The organism is Serratia sp. PL17, assembly GCF_017832355.1.
Classification (GTDB): domain Bacteria; phylum Pseudomonadota; class Gammaproteobacteria; order Enterobacterales; family Enterobacteriaceae; genus Serratia.
This window is the reverse complement of the sequence record NZ_JAFIBY010000001.1, coordinates 26,002-42,757: the sequence shown is the minus strand read 5'-3', so window position 1 is coordinate 42,757 and position 16,756 is coordinate 26,002. Positions and strand designations below refer to the sequence as shown.

Genomic DNA, 16,756 nt, shown 5'->3' with positions numbered 1-16,756 from the left:
ATTAAAAGATGCGACAGGGAAAGCGCGAATGAAATTAAATTTCATAGATATCAGGATAGTGAGCAATGCGTTTTGGATGATATCCGAAAAGATGGTGTCCATCTTGGGCGTGATATTCATCACCGCCTATATGGCAAGATATATTGGCCCGGAAAGCTTCGGCAAGATCACCTTTGCTACCGCCATTTTCGCCATTACCCAAACGCTGGCGCTACTGGGTTCCGATACCGTTCTGTTCAAGCGAATTAGCCGCAATCCAGGCTCTGGAACTGCGCTGATGTTCTCCACCAATCGGCTGCGCCAAGGCTGTTTCATCGTGCTCTCTGCAGCAATATTGATTTACACCGGCCTGCGAGAAGACTTCATTACCTTCTACTTTTGTGCCGCCACTTTTGTCGCCAGCTTTTTCTCATTGAGAGACGTCTTCACCATTTACCATGATGCCCGGCTGGAGTCGCGCTTCAATACGTTGGCCAACGTGGCCGGGCTGGGCAGTGCGCTGCTGGTGCGTTATTTGATTGTGTATTTTGATCTGCACCTGTATTACCTGGCGATCCCGATTGTGATGGTTTATTTGATCCCCTATCTGATTCGCCACCACATGTACCACCGCCGCCATCCGCGCTTTATCGCACCTGGGCGCGTTCGGCGTAAATATGTGCGCTATTTGCTCGCCAGTGGCCTGCCGCTGGCAATATCCAATGTTTCCATCGCCATTTATACCCGACTGGCGCAGTTGTTCCTGATGTGGTTTGTTTCCGCCGAAGCGCTGGGTATTTACTCCGTCGCCATTACCCTGGCAACCGCCTGGATGTTTGTCACCGATGCGGTTATCACCTCGTTTTTCGCCAAAATATTTGCTTATCACCGCAATGATGCCATGCGTACCGCAGCCAAACTGAATGGGTTGGTGCTGGCGATCTCCGCCGCGATCGTGGCCGGCATTGTCTTGCTCGGCAAACCGGTGATCGTCTTATTGTACGGGGAACAATACTTAGCCGCTTATCCTGCTATGGGGGTATTGGCGGTTGCCACCCTGCTTTCCGCGCTGGGTACCCTGGCCTACAAATACATTGTGATGTTCTCCGGTTACGGCTTCCTGTCGAAGAAGATGTTCCTGGTGTTTGTCATCAATATCCCGCTGTCGTATTGCCTGATCCGTCAGTACGGCATGATGGGCGCCGCCTACAGCACTTTGCTGACTGAGCTGTTGTCGTTGACCGTTCTCAACTACCTCTTCCGCCGCGGCGTGGTATTGCAACTGCACCTGCGTTCGCTGAATCCGTTGACCTATTTCAGACGCTCCCAGCACGCCGGTTGAAAGTCCTGGGCCTTGGGTGCCCCCGGCCCACTGCCGAGGCGCGCCTTTAAGGGGCGTCAGCTGCTCGACAGCGCAACCGCACATTTATCTGCATGATATCTAATTTATGGGGCAGTTTGCGCCCGGTGCATGCGAGAAAGAAAGCCGATATGGGTCTCCCGGACAGGCATATTATTATTGTGGGCGCAGGCATTATAATAGGCGCGTCAATCGCTTATCACGCACGGCCATGACCCAAATGAGAAAACGGATAGGCGGCAAACTAGCTCGATTTCACGTGCAGCGCCACGACCCCGGCCAATACCGTAAAGACCCCCACCCACTGCAAAACGGAGAGCCGTTCGCGCAATAACAGCGCCGCGAGCAGTGCGGCAATACCGCCGGACAGGGTGCTAAGCACGGTAACTACAGCCACCGATCCGCCGCTGGCGCCCACGGAAAATGCACTAAAGCCGCCCAGGTTGAGCAAACTGGCTGCCAGCAGCAACCCGGCCTGCCGCCAATCGGGTCGCGACACCAGCGCTCGCCGCTGCGTTGTTAGCGTCAGCAGAGCCAGCAACCCCAGGGTATAACCGAGCCACAGGCTAACGCTGGGACCCAATACCGGCAGCGTGTATTTTCCTTGCAGCCAGAACCCCGTGCCGTAACAGAACGCGGCGAGCAACGCGAAGACGATTGCCGGTAACGATGATGACCGGTGGCCCGGCTGCCGCCCTGGGCTTATCGCCGTCAGCATTACGCCCAATAGGCAGATCGCCAACCCTACCAGCGTCAACGCAGTAAGCTGTTCTCCACTGATCCACGACAACAACGTAGTGACAGCGCCATAGCAGGTGACCAGTGGAGCCACCATCGCCGCCTGGCCGATGGCAAAGGCCTGTGACAAGGCTAACGAACCACTCACCATCAAACCGGCAGCCAGTAGCGCCAACCCCCAAACTGCGCCTGAAGCCACAAAGACAGGTGACGTTGAGACCAACAGCAACGCAGTAAAAATCACAAAGCCGATCGCTTGAGAAAAAAATACTGCCCTGCGTACCCCCACCGATCTGGCGTTAATCCCAACCAAAAAATCCGTACCGCCCCAGCACAGCGCGGCAGCCAGCCCCATCAGTATATCCACGTCGTATTCCTCTTGAACCTTTGCCTCAAAAGTATGCAAAAAATCACTTGTGGAACATCGATAGATTGGCAATATGGTTGAATGAAACTCAAGCTGAACGCTCAACCACGTCTGCCATCGCTGAAGGCCTTGCATACATTCGAGGTTGCGGCGCGCTGCGCCAGTTTTACCGAGGCCGCAGAAGAGTTGAACGTGACACTGGGTGCGGTCAGCCGCCAGATACGCCATCTGGAGAACGAGCTGGGGGTCGAGCTATTTCACCGTAAAGGTAACGCCGTTGCGCTCAATGAGACGGGAAAACGGCTAGCGATCGACGTTACCCGTGCACTGACGCTGCTACAAAAAGCCAGCGATCGCGTTCGGCCAGAGCAACAGCAAACACTGAAACTGACCTGTACGCTGGGGATTGCCAGCCACTGGTTGGCAGTGCGCCTGCCGGCATTGCGCCGTGCCGATCCTGATGTTTCGCTGGTGCTGGACGCCAATGAAAGCCTGCGCGATATGGCCAATGGCGAAGCGGATATCGCCATTCGTTACAGTCCAACGCGCACCCCGCCGCCACACTCCCGTGAGCTGCTCGCCGATGCCTTCGCGCCGTTGGCAAGCCCAGCATTTCTCGCTGCACACCCTAAACTCGCCACCCCTGCAGATGTCGCCCAATCGCAGTTGATTCACTCACCGTGGAAAGATGCTCAGGGGCTGGGGATCGCCAATTGGCAAGACTGGTTCATGGCCTTTGGTGAGGGTATTACGGCGCCGCGCGGCATTCTCACGTTCAATAGCGTCGGTCATGCGCTGCAGGAAGCAATAGAAGGCAATGGCATTGTACTCGGAAGCCTGGCCGTCGCGCAGGATGCGCTGGCCACCGGCAAGCTGGTGCGGGTGTTTGACGAGGGTCGGCAATTGCCTGCCGCCTACCAGTATCGCCTTTGCTGGGCAGACAGCGCGTTCGTTAGCGCCACCACCCGCCGCTGGGTAAATCTGTTGCTGCAGGCCGCCGGCAAATCCCCGGCGTTCTGACATAGCACTTATTGCCCCCACAACGTTGCCAAATCCAACTATTTTATGTTCAATTTTTCTGCTGTGAGACACGCCGTGGACAGACAACGTTACCTGCAACATATTGGATTCGCAGGCATCCCCCAACCCGACCTTCCGACGCTGCAACAATTACACCGTGGTCATATGCTCAAGGTTCCCTTTGAAAACCTGAGCATTATTTATCATCAGGGCATTCATCTGGAAGAGAAGGCGCTGTTCAGTAAAATTGTTGAACACAACCGCGGCGGCTTTTGTTATGAGCTAAACCGGCTATTTGCTTTGTTGCTGCAGGACATTGGCTTTAGCGTGCATTTTATTTCCGGCGAGATCCGCGCCCGTGACGGCAGTTTTGGCCCGCCGTTCGATCATATGGCACTGCTGGTCGAGCTGGATCAGCCCTATCTGGTGGACGTGGGATTTGGTGATTCCTTCCTGACCCCGCTAAGGATCACGACGGCCGAGCAACAGCCACAAAGCACCGGCACCTTCCATTTGGAACAGGAAGGCGAGGTTTATTTTTTGGAGCGTCGCAATGGCGATCAGCGCTCGCATGCCAAAACGCTCTACCGTTTCAGCCTGCAAAAACGCCAACTCGACGAATTTACCGACATGTGCCATTACCACAGCACCTCGCCGCAGTCGCATTTTACCCAGAAACTGGTGTGCTCCCACGCCACGGAAAACGGCCGAGTGACCATCAGCGAGAACAAACTGATTATCACCGAAGATCACCACCGTCGGGAGTCGACGCTGCATTCGGAAGAAGAACGCCGTGAAGCATTAATACGCTATTTCTCGATTGATCTGGACGACTGAAACGCTGAGCTAACGCGGGCGCAACCTGCAGCGCCCCTACGCGAGGTATTGGTGTAGGCTTGGTTGGCGGGTGTAGACTATTACGAGCGGCAAATCACCCGGGCGATATCTTTTGAATTGGTCAGTGCGCGCACTTCACCGAAAAGCTCAGTCGCTTCATCATATTCTTTACGCAAATACCCCAGCCATTGCTTGATGCGCGCCACGTGGTACAAACCGGTATCGCCCTGCTTTTCCAAATGAACGTATTTTTGCAGTAGCTGCACCACCTGCGGCCAGGCCATACACGGTTCATTGTATTTCACTACCCGGCTCAAATTTGGCACATTCAGCGCGCCGCGTCCGAGCATTACCGCATCGCAGCCCGTCGTTTGCAGGCAGTCTTGCGCACTTTGGTAATCCCAGATCTCGCCGTTGGCGATCACCGGAATGGTCAGGCGCTGGCGGATCTCGCCAATCGCCGCCCAGTTGATACGCTCCGCCTTGTAACCGTCCTCTTTAGTGCGGCCATGTACCGCCAGCTCCGTGGCGCCGGCCTGCTGCACCGCATCGGCAATTTCAAAGCTGCGGCTGTCGCTGTCCCACCCCAGTCGCACTTTTACCGTCACCGGCAAGTGAGCTGGCACCGCCGCACGCATGGCCTTAGCCCCCTGATAAATCAGCTCAGGATCTTTGAGCAACGTCGCCCCACCGCCGCTGCCGTTCACCAATTTCGACGGGCAACCACAGTTAAGATCGACGCCGTAAGAGCCCAGTTCGACCGCACGCGCAGCATTTTCCGCTAACCACTGCGGGTATTGCCCCAGCAGTTGAATGCGCACCAGGGTGCCAGACGGTGTGCGGCTGGCGTGATGCAATTCTGGGCACAAGCGGTAAAAAGATTTGGCAGGCAGCAGTTGATCAACCACGCGCAGGAATTCGGTGATGCACAGATCGTAGTCGTTCACCTCGGTGAGCAATTCGCGCACCAAAGAATCGAGAACGCCCTCCATCGGAGCCAATAATACGCGCATGATTACCCCTGCTAAAAAAGACGCGCAATGATACGGGCGAACCCCAGTATCAGACAAGCATCCAGGGAAATAAAAGCGTCTAGCTCAGACGGCGTATCGGTTCATCGGCGAGAAACGCCACAATGTCCTCGAGCGCCTCGCGGAAATAGGTTTGATAGTTGCTGTCAGCCACATAGCCCAAATGCGGCGTCGCCAACACATTGGGCAATTGGCGGAAAATGTCATCGGCCGGCAAAGGTTCAACCTCAAATACGTCCAGCCCGGCACCGGCAATCTGCCCATGCTGTAACGCATCAATCAACGCGGTTCTATCGACAATCGCTGCGCGTGACGTATTGATCAGATACGCGGTTTTTTTCATTGCCTTCAGCTCTTGTTGACCAACCAGCCCACGGCTGCGATCACTCAGCACCAGGTGAATGGACACAAAGTCGCTCTGTTCAAACAATGCCTGTTTTGATCCCGCCAGCGTAACGCCAACCTCATTGGCCTTGTCCGCCGTCAGGTTTTGGCTCCAGGCCTGCACTTTCATACCAAAAGCGTGCGCCACCACGGCCATTTGACGACCAATCTTGCCCAGCCCCAGCAGACCCAGCGTTTTACCCTGCAGCGTCACACCCAGCGATTGCTGCCAAGGCCCGTTGTGCCGCAGACCGTCATTTTCCGGCACCAGATGTTTAGCCAACCCAAGCAATAATGCCCAGCTCAGCTCCATCGGCGCTGCAGAGCCGCTGTCGGTACCGCAGACGACAACCCCGCGCTGTGCTGCTGCGGCCAGATCAATCGAGGCATTGCGCATACCTGAGGTAATTAATAGCTGCAATTTGGGCAGGCGAGCCAGCAATGTCGCCGTCATCGGCGTACGCTCACGCATGATCACCAGAATGTCGCAGTCCTGCAGATGCACTGCCAGTTCCGCTTCATCGGTAAAATGTTGATTGATTGCGAACACCTCAACCCGGTCAGCGATGGCGGACCAGTCCGCCATGTTGAGCGCGACCTGCTGATAATCGTCAAGAATGGCACATTTTAGTTTCATCTTAGGCTCCAGGGATCAAACACAGTCAGTCGGCACGCACGTCAACCAATACCGGGCAATCGGCATTTTCAATCACCAAGGCGCTATGCGACCCTTTCAACAGTCGTCTAAAGGGGGAAAGATGGCGGCGACCCATAATTATCATCGTCGCGTTCAGCGCATTAGCCTGGGCAACAATGGTTTCTGCCGGTTCACCGGCGACGACACGCCCACGCGCATTGACGCCCGCGCCTTGCAGCTCGTTCAGCGCCTGGCGTACCACAGTGGCAGCGGCCTGTTGTTCATCCAGTGCGCAACCAAAATCCGCCGGATCTTCACCCGCTTCAATGTCATACGGACCGGCAATGGAATAGCTAAGGTCTACGCAGCACAACACCACGACCGCCGCCTGTTGAGCCAATGCCTGTTCAGCAGCCAGTGAAATGACTTTGCGCGCATTGGCGGAGTTATCAACCGCGACCAACAGTGTTTTCATTACCTTCTCCGGTTAATCTCGCGACGCGACCTTGCCAATCTCGTCGATCAGCGCGTCTTTACACTTAAGGATTTCCTCGCGGAAGCGAGCTTCATTCTTGGCCAAACGCGTGCTGGGTACTAACAAACTGATGGAGAAGCGCCCCAGAATGGTGTCGATAGCCACCGCCATGGTGGAGACACCTTCCAGCGTTTCTTCCCGATCGTAGGACAGGCCGGTGCGGCGTATTTCGGTCAGGCGTTCCAGCAATGCCGGGAAATCACGCACCGTCATATCGGTCACCGCCATATAGGCCTCCCCCAGCAACTCCCGGGCCGCATCATCGCTGTTCAGCGCTAACAGCGCGCGTCCGCCGGAGGTGCTGTACAGCGGCAGATTCATACCGATGCGCGGTACCACCCGCAGCTCGCGATCCGCAACAATGTAGTGCACCACCGCCAACTGTAGGCCACTGGCGCGTCCCAGCGAAACCGTCTCGCCAGTCGCGTCACTCAATGCCTGTAGCCAGGGCGTCGCAATCGCGACCATTTCGGTGTGCACGCTGGCAATCAGCCGCAGCAACGACGGCCCCAGACGCACGCCACCGGCACCGCCTCGCACCAACTGCACAGAATCAAGCGCGTTGACAATACGTTGTACGGTTGAACGCGGCAGATCGACCGCCAGCGCAATTTCGCCCAGGCTCATGCCATTTGGCTTTGCGCCCAGCGCATCGAGAATTTTCGCTGCACGGGTAATGACTTGAATTCCGCCGGTTCTTTCGTCATCGCAGCATGTAGAGGGTTCAGACATAGGGGTTCTTTTCCTTACTTTTGGCCACACTGTAACATTTTTTTCTGGCCGTCGGCACGATGTACCACATTGCAATACAACGCATCACAATGTAGCATGCGTCACAATGTATCGCCATACAATACAGTGCATCGTAAGTTTCGTTTCTGGAGTCATACTATGAACGCTCAGCCTGCGCCCCCCGCCGCTGCGCCGCATCCTTTCACTCTGCGTCTGGCATTAGGGCTGGTGGGCGTGCTGATTGCCGCCTTGACCTCTGGATTGAATGACAGGACAAGCGATCTGGCGCTGGCAGATATCCGTACGGCTATCGGTATAGGTTTCGATCAAGGCAGTTGGATCACCTCGGTTTATCAGGCGGCGGAAGTCTCGGCCATGATGATCGCCCCTTGGTTTGCCGTGACCTTCTCGCTGCGCCGCTTTGCTCTGGTGGTGATCGGCGGTTTTGCCGCCGTCGGCGTAATCCAGCCGTTAATCACAGACCCTGGGCTGTTTATTGTGTTGCGCGTCGTGCAAGGTCTTTTTGGCGGCGCATTGCCCCCCTTGCTGATGACAGTGGCGCTGCGTTTTCTGCCCCCCACCATCAAGCTTTACGGGCTGGCCGCCTATGCGCTCACTGCCACCTTTGGCCCCAATGTCGCCGCACCGCTGGCGGCGTTATGGACCGACAATCTGGGCTGGCAGTTTGTCTTTTGGCAAGCGATCCCGCTGTGTCTGATCGCCTTCTTATTGATAAGTTGGGGGTTGCCGCAGGATCCTTTGCGCCTGGAACGTTTTCGTCAAATCGATCTGTTCGGCATGATCACCGGCTGTAGTGGCATCGCGCTGTTGATTCTTTCGCTAACCCAGGGAGAACGACTCGACTGGTTCAATTCGCCATTGATCAGCCTGATGTTGCCGGTTTCTATTGCGCTGTTGGTGGTATTTTTGATCAACGAATGGTTCCATCCGTTGCCACTGCTAAAACTGCAACTACTGCAGCGAATAAATCTTTCTTATAGCCTGCTGACGCTGGCTGGCGTGCTGTTGCTGGCGCTGTCAGGCTCGATGCTGCCATCCTTTTACTTTTCGCAGGTGGAAGGCTTTCGCACCGTGCAATTCGCCCCCTTGGCGTTGGCCGTTGGCTTGCCACAATTGGTCATCGCGCCTTTAATCGCCACCCTGTTGAACCTGCGCTGGATAGATGCCCGCTGGGTACTGACCCTCGGTGCTGCGCTAATAGCCTGCTCTTGTCTGCTCGGAATGCAGTTGACAGACGACTGGGCGCGACAAAATTTCTGGCTGATCCAAAGCCTCCAGGCGTTTGGCCAACCGATGATGATTTTACCGGTGTTAATGACGTCTACCAGCGTGATCATGGCCCCAGAAGGCCCCTTTGCCTCGGCAATGTTTAACACCGTGCGCGGTTTTTCCGCCGTGGCGGCAAGCTGCCTGGTAGAAAACGTTATTACCCACCGGGAGAAATTTCACTCTCAGGTGCTGGTTGATCGGTTGGGCAATCACCCGTGGTTGATGACGGCAGAGAACGCCGATCGCGCCAGCGGTGCTATGCCCCTGTTGCCGGATGGTTCGGTCAGTTCAGCGGAAAATCTTGGGCATTTTTCGACGCTGCTAAAACATCAGGCGGTGATCCTCAGCATCAGTGACGCCTATCTGCTGATTATTGGTTTCGCCCTGCTGCTGGTGCTGTTGACCGCCTGGTTGCCGAAGCGGGTCTATCCACCGCAAACGCTTTTACCTTTAGTTCCAAAAACATCAGGATCATAACCATGAGCTTCACCCCTGCAAAACGAACCTTAACTTTGACGTTGCTGCTGTTAGTCCTGCTGGCTATCGCTTTCTTTATTCGTGCCTCTCTCAATCGTCATCATTTTCGTACCGATGACGCGGTAGTCAGTGCTGATTACACGCTGGTGGCCCCCAAAATTTCCGGTTATATCCGCAGCGTGAATGTCGGTGATAATCAGCAGGTGAAAGCCGGTGAAGTGCTGGCAACCATCGACGACCAGGATTACCGCGTTGCGCTGGAAACGGCACAGGCCAATCTGCAAATTAGCCAGGCCAAACTCACCAGCATTCAAGCACAGCTGGATCAACAACAGGCCAATATTGCTCAGCAAGAAGCCAGCGTCAGCGCGAGCCAGGCTACGCTTAACTATGCCGGACAAAATGCCGATCGCTATCGCCGGTTGTTAAAAACCGGTACTGCCACCGCGGATGAACAGCAAAAATCCGCTTCCGTGATGCAAACCGCCGCAGCGCAGTTGAAACAGAACCAGGCCGCCGTGGTGTCTGCACGCAAGGAGGTTGGCGTGTTGCAGGCCAGCCGGAAACAGGCAGAAGCGAACATTGCCGCCTCACAGGCCAGCGTTGATCAGGCACGTCTGAACCTTTCCTATACGCGGATTGTTGCCCCAATTGGCGGCACTGTCGGCCAGCGCGCGGTACGTCAGGGTGCCTGGGTCTCCGCAGGAACACGCTTGCTGGCGGTGGTACCGCTGCAACAAAGCTATGTGGTCGCCAACTTTCTGGAAACCCAGCTGGCCAACGTCTCTGCCGGCCAGCCGGTGTCGATCAGCGTAGATGCGCTGCCTGGGGTGACATTACGGGGCCACGTAGACAGCATTGCGCCCGCAACAGGCTCCACGTTTGCCGCCATCAGCGCCGATAACGCCACCGGCAACTACACCAAAGTGGTGCAACGCCTGCCGGTGAAAATTCTGCTGGAGCCCAATCAGCCGGCGTTGGCGCGGCTGCGCGTCGGTATGTCGGTCGTACCGGAACTTGAGATGCGCTGATATTGGGCATCATCCTGATTTTTTGATAAAAAAAAGCCACCGTAAACGGTGGCTTTTTATTCGCTGACAGCAGCGCAATTTACTCCGCTGGGCGGCTGCGCGGACGGCGCGAAGGCGCACCTGAACGCGGCTTGCCATCACCCTGCGGGCGGGCGCTGCCACCACCGCGATTTTCACGCTGGCCGCCATTGCCGCTGCGCTGGCCACCGCCGTTACCGGAACGCTGACCACCGCCGTTGCCGCGTGGAGCACCACGTCCGCCACCCTGACGGCCATTGATGATAGGCTCCGCCTTGATGCTTGGATCCGGCTCGTAGCCTGGCAGGGCAATACGCGGAATTTCACGCTTCAGCAGACGTTCGATATCACGCAGCAGTTTGTGCTCATCCACACACACCAGCGAGATAGCCTCACCGGTACGTTCTGCACGGCCGGTACGGCCAATGCGGTGTACATAGTCTTCCGGTACGTTCGGCAGCTCGTAGTTCACCACGTGTGGCAGTTGGTCGATGTCCAACCCGCGCGCCGCGATGTCTGTCGCCACCAACACACGAATTTTGCCATCTTTAAAATCGGCCAATGCACGGGTACGGGCGCCCTGGCTTTTGTTGCCGTGGATGGCTGCGGCAGTGATGCCGTCTTTGTTCAGCTGTTCGGCCAGGTGGTTAGCGCCGTGCTTGGTGCGGTTGAACACCAACACTTGCTTCCAGTCACCTTCACCGATCATCTGGGACAGCAGTTCCCGCTTACGCTTCTTATCAACGAAGTGCACGCTCTGTTCTATTTGCTCGGACGCGGTATTACGACGCGCCACTTCAACCGATGCCGGGTTATGCAGCAGCTTGTTAGCCAATGCTTTAATGTCGTCGGAGAAGGTCGCAGAGAACAGCAGGTTCTGACGCTTGGCAGGCAGCTTGGCCAACACGCGACGGATATCATGGATAAAGCCCATATCCAGCATGCGGTCCGCTTCGTCCAGCACCAGAATTTCAACTTTGGACAGGTCAACCGCACGTTGGTGTTCCAGATCCAGCAGACGGCCTGGTGTTGCCACCAAAACATCAACACCGCCACGCAGTTTCATCATCTGCGGGTTGATGCTCACGCCGCCAAATACCACCAGCGAACGCAGACGCAGATATTTGCTGTAGGATTCGACGTTTTCGCCGATCTGCGCCGCCAATTCACGGGTTGGCGTCAGGATCAGTGCACGCACAGGACGGCGACCTTTGACCGCATGATCATGCTTACTCAGCAGCTGTAGCAGCGGCAGGGTAAAGCCAGCGGTTTTACCGGTACCGGTCTGGGCGCTGGCCATCAGGTCACGACCTTCCAATACGACAGGAATCGCCTGGCGTTGAATTGGCGTAGGTTCGCGATAGCCCTGTTCTTCAACAGCGCGCAGAATTTCAGCACTTAAGCCGAGGGTTTCAAATGACATAAAGAGAAAAACTCCAGATCCCCCCTAACCTAACAGTGTTCGGTGCAGTTTCCTGGGAGGATTATCAGACGGGACATTAAGCATGACCACGAGGGATTGGCACAAACTGCAGTGCACCAAGCGGGCGATTGTAGCAGAAGTCGAACAAGAAAACGTAATTTAAGTGACTCAGAGCACAATATGCCGAGAATTCAGCCTAGTCCGAAAAAAAGCCCTTAAATAAATCACGGTTACTGATTGCATTTCGTGCAATCTGGCATAAAGTTAATCATATGATTGATTAACTTTAGCGAGCGTCATCAATGCCAAACAATCAAACGGCCAGCCGGGCTCGCGGTGAACAGGCACGCCAGCAGCTGATCGCCGCCGCCATCGAGATGTTCGGTGAATACGGCATTCAGGGTGCCACCACCCGAGATATTGCGCAGCGCGCCGGGCACAATATCGCGGCCATCACCTACTACTTCAATTCCAAAGAGGGCCTTTACCTGGCCGTCGCACAGTGGATTGCCGACTTTATCCAGCAGGCATTTCGCCCCCTGGCCGACGAGATTGATCGCTTCTGGCAGTTGCCAGAGGCCGAACGCCCGCGGGAATACTACCTCGAGCACCTTAAACGCGGCCTACTGGCATTCAGCGACCTGATGACGCAACCGCAGACGCTCAACCTCAGCAAGATTATGTCGCGTGAGCAGCTTTCCCCCACTGACGCCTATCCTCTGATTCACCAACAAGTGGTCGCCCCCTTGCATGACAAGCTTTGCCGACTGCTGGCGGCCTACACAGGCATCGACCCGCATTCGACCAAAATCGTGCTGCATACCCACGCACTGATCGGCGAAGTGTTGTCGTTCCGCGTGGCGAGGGAAACCGTACGCCGGCAGGCTGGCTGGCAGCAAATCGGCACCGCCGAGGCGGATCAAATCAGCGAAGTGTTGGCTGAACACATTGAAATTCTGGTTAATGGGCTGCGCCAACGCTATGGCGCGTAAATTCAGGCAGGGAGTGTTATGAATAAGAAACGCAGTGCCCTCATTGTTGCAGTTATTGTACTTATCGCCGCGGCCATTTACGGGGTTTGGTATTACCAACAGCAGCAAGAAAAACCGCTGACGCTGTACGGCAACGTAGATATTCGCACAGTGAATTTGGGATTCCGTGTTGATGGGCGGCTGGCGTCGCTGACGATCGATGAAGGCGATACCCTCCAGCCTGGGCAATTGCTTGGCAAACTGGACGATGCCCCATACCTCAACGCATTGCAGCAGGCGCAGGCTAATGTGGGTAGCGCCAAAGCCAAGCTGGCACTGCTGCTGGCCGGTTATCGCGCCGAGGAAATTGCGCAGGTACGCTCAGAAGTGGCTCAACGTCTGTCGGCCTTTAACTACGCCGATAGCTTCCTGAAGCGGCAACAAGGGCTGTGGGCAAAAAACGCCACCTCCGCCGACGCGCTGGAAGATGCCCGTACCTCACGCAATCAAGCCCTGGCCAACCTGCAAGCGTCGAAAGACAAGCTATCGCAATACCTGAGCGGTAACCGCCCACAGGAGATTGAAGAAGCCAAAGCTAACCTTGCGCAAAGCGAAGCCGCGCTGGCTCAGGCGCAGCTGAATTTACAAGATACCCGTCTGGTTTCCCCGTCAGCGGGCACGGTGCTGACCCGTGCGGTCGAACCGGGCAGCATGCTTGCCGCCGGTGGCACTGTATTTACCCTGTCGCTGACGCGCCCGGTGTGGGTGCGCGCCTATGTCAACGAAGTCAGTCTGGGCAAAGCAGCCCCCGGCACCGAACTGGAAATTTATACTGACAGCCGGCCAAACAAGCCGTATCACGGCAAAATCGGCTTTGTGTCGCCCACTGCTGAATTCACGCCGAAAAGCGTGGAAACGCCGGACCTGCGCACCGATTTGGTGTACCGGCTACGCGTTATCGTCACTGACGCCGATGATGCATTGCGCCAGGGAATGCCGGTCACCGTTCGCTTTGCCAAACCTTAAGGGGGTGGTGATGGAACAGGTGATTGAACTTGAAGCGCTGGAAAAACGTTTCCCGACATTGGAAAAGCCGGCGGTCGCCAGCCTCACCACCCGACTGACCAGCGGTGCCGTCACCGGGCTGGTTGGCCCAGACGGCGCGGGTAAAACCACCCTGCTGCGTATGCTGGCAGGGCTACTGAAACCCAGTAGCGGCACACTGCGTGTCGCCGGGCTGGATCCGATCGCCCAGGATCGCCAGCTGCACGCCATCCTCGGTTACATGCCACAGAAATTTGGCCTGTATGAAGATCTGACGGTGATGGAAAACCTGACGCTTTACGCCGATCTGCGCGGTGTGACCGGTGATCTGCGTAAACAGACGTTTGATCGGCTGCTGACATTTACCGATCTCACCCGCTTCACTACCCGGTTGGCGGGCAAACTGTCCGGCGGCATGAAGCAGAAGCTCGGGCTGGCCTGTACGCTGGTCGGGCAGCCGCAGGTGCTGCTGCTGGATGAGCCTGGCGTCGGGGTCGATCCGATCTCACGGCGCGAACTGTGGCGCATGGTGCACGAACTGGCCAACGACGGCATGTTGATCCTGTGGAGCACCTCTTATTTGGACGAAGCTGAACAGTGCCGCGAAGTTTTGCTGCTCAATGAGGGCGAGCTGCTCTTTAGTGGCGCCCCCCAGGATCTTACCCAGCGCATGGCTGGGCGCACCGTGCTGATCGCGCCGCCCGCCGGTAATCACCGGGCCGTGCTGCAACGGGCGATCTGTCTGCCTGCAGTCACTGACGGTGTGATCCAGGGTAAATACCTGCGATTGATCCTCAAAGAAGGTGAAGATCATCGGCAATTGCTACAGGCACTGGATCTGCCGGACGCCGAATTGAGCGAGGCGGATCCTCGGTTTGAAGATGCGTTTATCGATTTGCTCGGCGGTGGACCGAACAGTAAATCAGCGCTGGCGGAGATCATGCCTACCGTTGAAGGCGAAAAAACTGAAACCGTGATCGAAGCGCAGGGGCTGACAAAGAAATTTGGCGACTTCGCCGCCACCGATCACGTGGACTTCACAGTGCAACGCGGTGAGATTTTTGGCCTGCTGGGCCCGAACGGTGCCGGTAAATCCACCACGTTTAAAATGATGTGCGGGTTATTGGTGCCAACCGAAGGCAAAGCACTGGTGCTGGGTATGGATCTCAAAACCAGTTCCGGCAAGGCTCGCCAGCATTTGGGGTATATGGCGCAGAAATTCTCGCTGTACGGTAACCTGACCGTGGCGCAAAACCTGAAGTTTTTCTCCGGGGTTTACGGCCTGAGCGGCAAGGCGCAGCGCGAAAAAATCGGCGAGATGTCCAACGCCTTCAATTTTGGCCCCATCCTCGACCAAACACCGGATTCGCTGCCGCTTGGCTTCAAACAGCGGTTAGCGCTGGCCTGCGCACTTATGCACGAGCCGGATATTCTGTTTCTCGATGAACCGACCTCCGGCGTCGATCCGCTGACCCGCCGTGAATTTTGGCTGCACATTAATGGCATGGTGGACAAAGGCGTGACCGTGATGGTCACCACCCACTTTATGGACGAAGCGGAATACTGCGACCGCATTGGGCTGGTGTACCGCGGCAAGATCATTGCCGCAGGCACTCCGGACGATCTCAAGCACCAGATCGCCAGCGCCGAGAATCCCAATCCGTCGATGGAGCAGGCGTTTATCGAACTGGTGCAAGGTTATGATCAGGAGGAGCAGCAATGAGTAGCAAAATGGCCACCCGCGACGACAGCGGTTTTTCCTGGCGACGCCTGCGCGCACTGTGCCTGAAAGAGACGCGGCAAATCCTGCGCGATCCGAGCAGCGGGCTGATCGCCTTTGTCATTCCACTGATGCTGCTGTTTATCTTCGGTTACGGCATCAATCTGGACTCCAGCAAGCTACGGCTGGGGATCCTGATGGAACAACAAAGCGAAGATGCACGCGATCTGGCGAATGCCTTTGCCGGCTCACCCTATATCGAACCGACCATTAGCGATAATCGCCAACAGTTAATCCAACTGATGCAGGCGGGCCGTATCCGCGGGCTGGTCGTGATCCCCAATGATTTTGCTCAACGCATGGCACGGCCACAGGATAGCGCACCGATTCAAATTATTACCGACGGTAGCGAGCCAAACACCGCCAACTTTGTTCAAGGTTATACCCAGGGAGTGTGGCAAATCTGGCAGCAGCAACGCGCCACCGATCGCGGGCGTGAGGAAAAGCCGTTAATTGATGTTCAGATGCGCTATTGGTTCAACCCGGCGGCGATCAGCCGGCATTACATTATCCCCGGCGCCATCACCATTATCATGACGGTGATCGGCGCTATCCTTACCTCACTGGTGATCGCCCGTGAATGGGAACGTGGCACCATGGAGGCACTGCTCTCCACTCAGGTCACGCGTGCCGAACTGCTGCTGTCCAAACTGGTGCCTTATTACTTCCTCGGCATGATCGCCATGGTGTTGTGCATGGGGGTGTCGGTATGGGTACTTGGCGTCCCCTACCGCGGCTCGCTGCTGATTTTATTCGTCATCAGTAGCCTGTTCCTTGCCAGTACGCTCGGCATGGGGCTGCTGATTTCGACCATCACCCGTAACCAGTTCAACGCAGCAATGGTGGCGCTGAATGCTGCCTTTCTGCCGTCGATCATGCTGTCTGGATTTATCTTCCAGATAGACAGCATGCCGGCCATCGTACGGGCCGTAACCTACATCATTCCGGCGCGTTACTTCGTCAGCACGCTACAAACGCTGTTTCTGGCGGGCAACGTCGGCACAGTGCTGATGGTTAACCTGTTGTTCCTGATCGCTTCGGCGGTGGTATTTATTGGCCTGACCGCCTGGAAAACCCAGCGACGGCTGGATTAAGGAGCTAG

General features: G+C 56.2%; 15 protein-coding genes. 9 read left to right on the top strand and 6 right to left on the bottom strand.

Going from position 1 to position 16,756, the window contains the following annotated elements; translation table 11 throughout:
• Positions 1-28: 28 nt before the first annotated feature.
• Positions 29-1,321 (top strand): flippase, encoded by a 1,293-nt coding sequence (locus JOE25_RS00205; RefSeq protein ID WP_209632218.1) that lies wholly within the window; start codon positions 29-31, stop codon positions 1,319-1,321.
• Between the two features lie 262 nt (positions 1,322-1,583).
• On the opposite strand, the gene JOE25_RS00200 is transcribed toward JOE25_RS00205, so the two are convergent.
• Positions 1,584-2,444 carry a DMT family transporter gene (locus JOE25_RS00200; protein ID WP_348539648.1) on the bottom strand — a complete coding sequence of 287 codons (861 nt, stop codon included), beginning with the start codon at positions 2,442-2,444 and terminating at the stop codon, positions 1,584-1,586.
• A gap of 81 nt (positions 2,445-2,525) precedes the next feature.
• Here JOE25_RS00200 and JOE25_RS00195 point away from each other — a divergent pair, with 81 nt between their 5' ends.
• Together JOE25_RS00195 and JOE25_RS00190 are read left to right on the top strand one after the other, a co-directional pair.
• Positions 2,526-3,464, top strand: a complete 939-nt coding sequence (locus JOE25_RS00195; RefSeq protein WP_209632217.1) for a LysR substrate-binding domain-containing protein — start codon at positions 2,526-2,528, stop codon at positions 3,462-3,464.
• 75 nt (positions 3,465-3,539) lie between these two features.
• Positions 3,540-4,301 (top strand): arylamine N-acetyltransferase, encoded by a 762-nt coding sequence (locus tag JOE25_RS00190; protein WP_209632216.1) that lies wholly within the window; start codon positions 3,540-3,542, stop codon positions 4,299-4,301.
• Between the two features lie 80 nt (positions 4,302-4,381).
• Here the strand turns inward: JOE25_RS00190 and dusC are convergent, their stop codons facing one another.
• From dusC to JOE25_RS00170, 4 genes are all read right to left on the bottom strand, one after another.
• Entirely contained in the window at positions 4,382-5,314 is a 933-nt protein-coding gene (gene dusC, locus JOE25_RS00185) for a tRNA dihydrouridine(16) synthase DusC (protein ID WP_209632215.1), read from the bottom strand.
• Positions 5,315-5,393: 79 nt separating this feature from the next.
• Positions 5,394-6,353: a D-2-hydroxyacid dehydrogenase family protein gene (locus tag JOE25_RS00180; RefSeq protein WP_209632214.1), complete on the bottom strand. Its 960-nt coding sequence runs from the start codon at positions 6,351-6,353 to the stop codon at positions 5,394-5,396.
• Positions 6,354-6,378: 25 nt separating this feature from the next.
• Positions 6,379-6,828 carry a universal stress protein gene (locus JOE25_RS00175; protein WP_209632213.1) on the bottom strand — a complete coding sequence of 150 codons (450 nt, stop codon included), beginning with the start codon at positions 6,826-6,828 and terminating at the stop codon, positions 6,379-6,381.
• A gap of 12 nt (positions 6,829-6,840) precedes the next feature.
• Complete coding sequence (locus JOE25_RS00170) at positions 6,841-7,620, bottom strand: IclR family transcriptional regulator (RefSeq protein ID WP_209632212.1); 780 nt, start codon at positions 7,618-7,620, stop codon at positions 6,841-6,843.
• Between the two features lie 159 nt (positions 7,621-7,779).
• Here JOE25_RS00170 and JOE25_RS00165 point away from each other — a divergent pair, with 159 nt between their 5' ends.
• Positions 7,780-9,387: an MFS transporter gene (locus JOE25_RS00165; protein ID WP_209632211.1), complete on the top strand. Its 1,608-nt coding sequence runs from the start codon at positions 7,780-7,782 to the stop codon at positions 9,385-9,387.
• 2 nt (positions 9,388-9,389) lie between these two features.
• Positions 9,390-10,418 carry an HlyD family secretion protein gene (locus tag JOE25_RS00160; protein WP_209632210.1) on the top strand — a complete coding sequence of 343 codons (1,029 nt, stop codon included), beginning with the start codon at positions 9,390-9,392 and terminating at the stop codon, positions 10,416-10,418.
• Positions 10,419-10,497: 79 nt separating this feature from the next.
• Here the strand turns inward: JOE25_RS00160 and rhlE are convergent, their stop codons facing one another.
• Positions 10,498-11,859: an ATP-dependent RNA helicase RhlE gene (gene rhlE / locus JOE25_RS00155; RefSeq protein WP_209632209.1), complete on the bottom strand. Its 1,362-nt coding sequence runs from the start codon at positions 11,857-11,859 to the stop codon at positions 10,498-10,500.
• A 302-nt stretch (positions 11,860-12,161) separates the two neighbouring features.
• Here rhlE and cecR point away from each other — a divergent pair, with 302 nt between their 5' ends.
• From cecR to JOE25_RS00135, 4 genes are read left to right on the top strand one after another with little or no spacing between them, the layout of a single operon-like run.
• Positions 12,162-12,851, top strand: coding sequence for a transcriptional regulator CecR (cecR, locus tag JOE25_RS00150; protein ID WP_209632208.1), 690 nt, complete (start codon positions 12,162-12,164; stop codon positions 12,849-12,851).
• An 18-nt stretch (positions 12,852-12,869) separates the two neighbouring features.
• Positions 12,870-13,856, top strand: coding sequence for a secretion protein HlyD (gene hlyD / locus JOE25_RS00145; protein ID WP_209632207.1), 987 nt, complete (start codon positions 12,870-12,872; stop codon positions 13,854-13,856).
• Positions 13,857-13,866: 10 nt separating this feature from the next.
• Entirely contained in the window at positions 13,867-15,597 is a 1,731-nt protein-coding gene (locus JOE25_RS00140) for an ATP-binding cassette domain-containing protein (RefSeq protein ID WP_209632206.1), read from the top strand.
• Positions 15,594-16,748: an ABC transporter permease gene (locus tag JOE25_RS00135; protein ID WP_209632205.1), complete on the top strand. Its 1,155-nt coding sequence runs from the start codon at positions 15,594-15,596 to the stop codon at positions 16,746-16,748. Before JOE25_RS00140 ends, JOE25_RS00135 begins: the two co-directional genes overlap by 4 nt.
• Positions 16,749-16,756 lie beyond the last annotated feature (8 nt).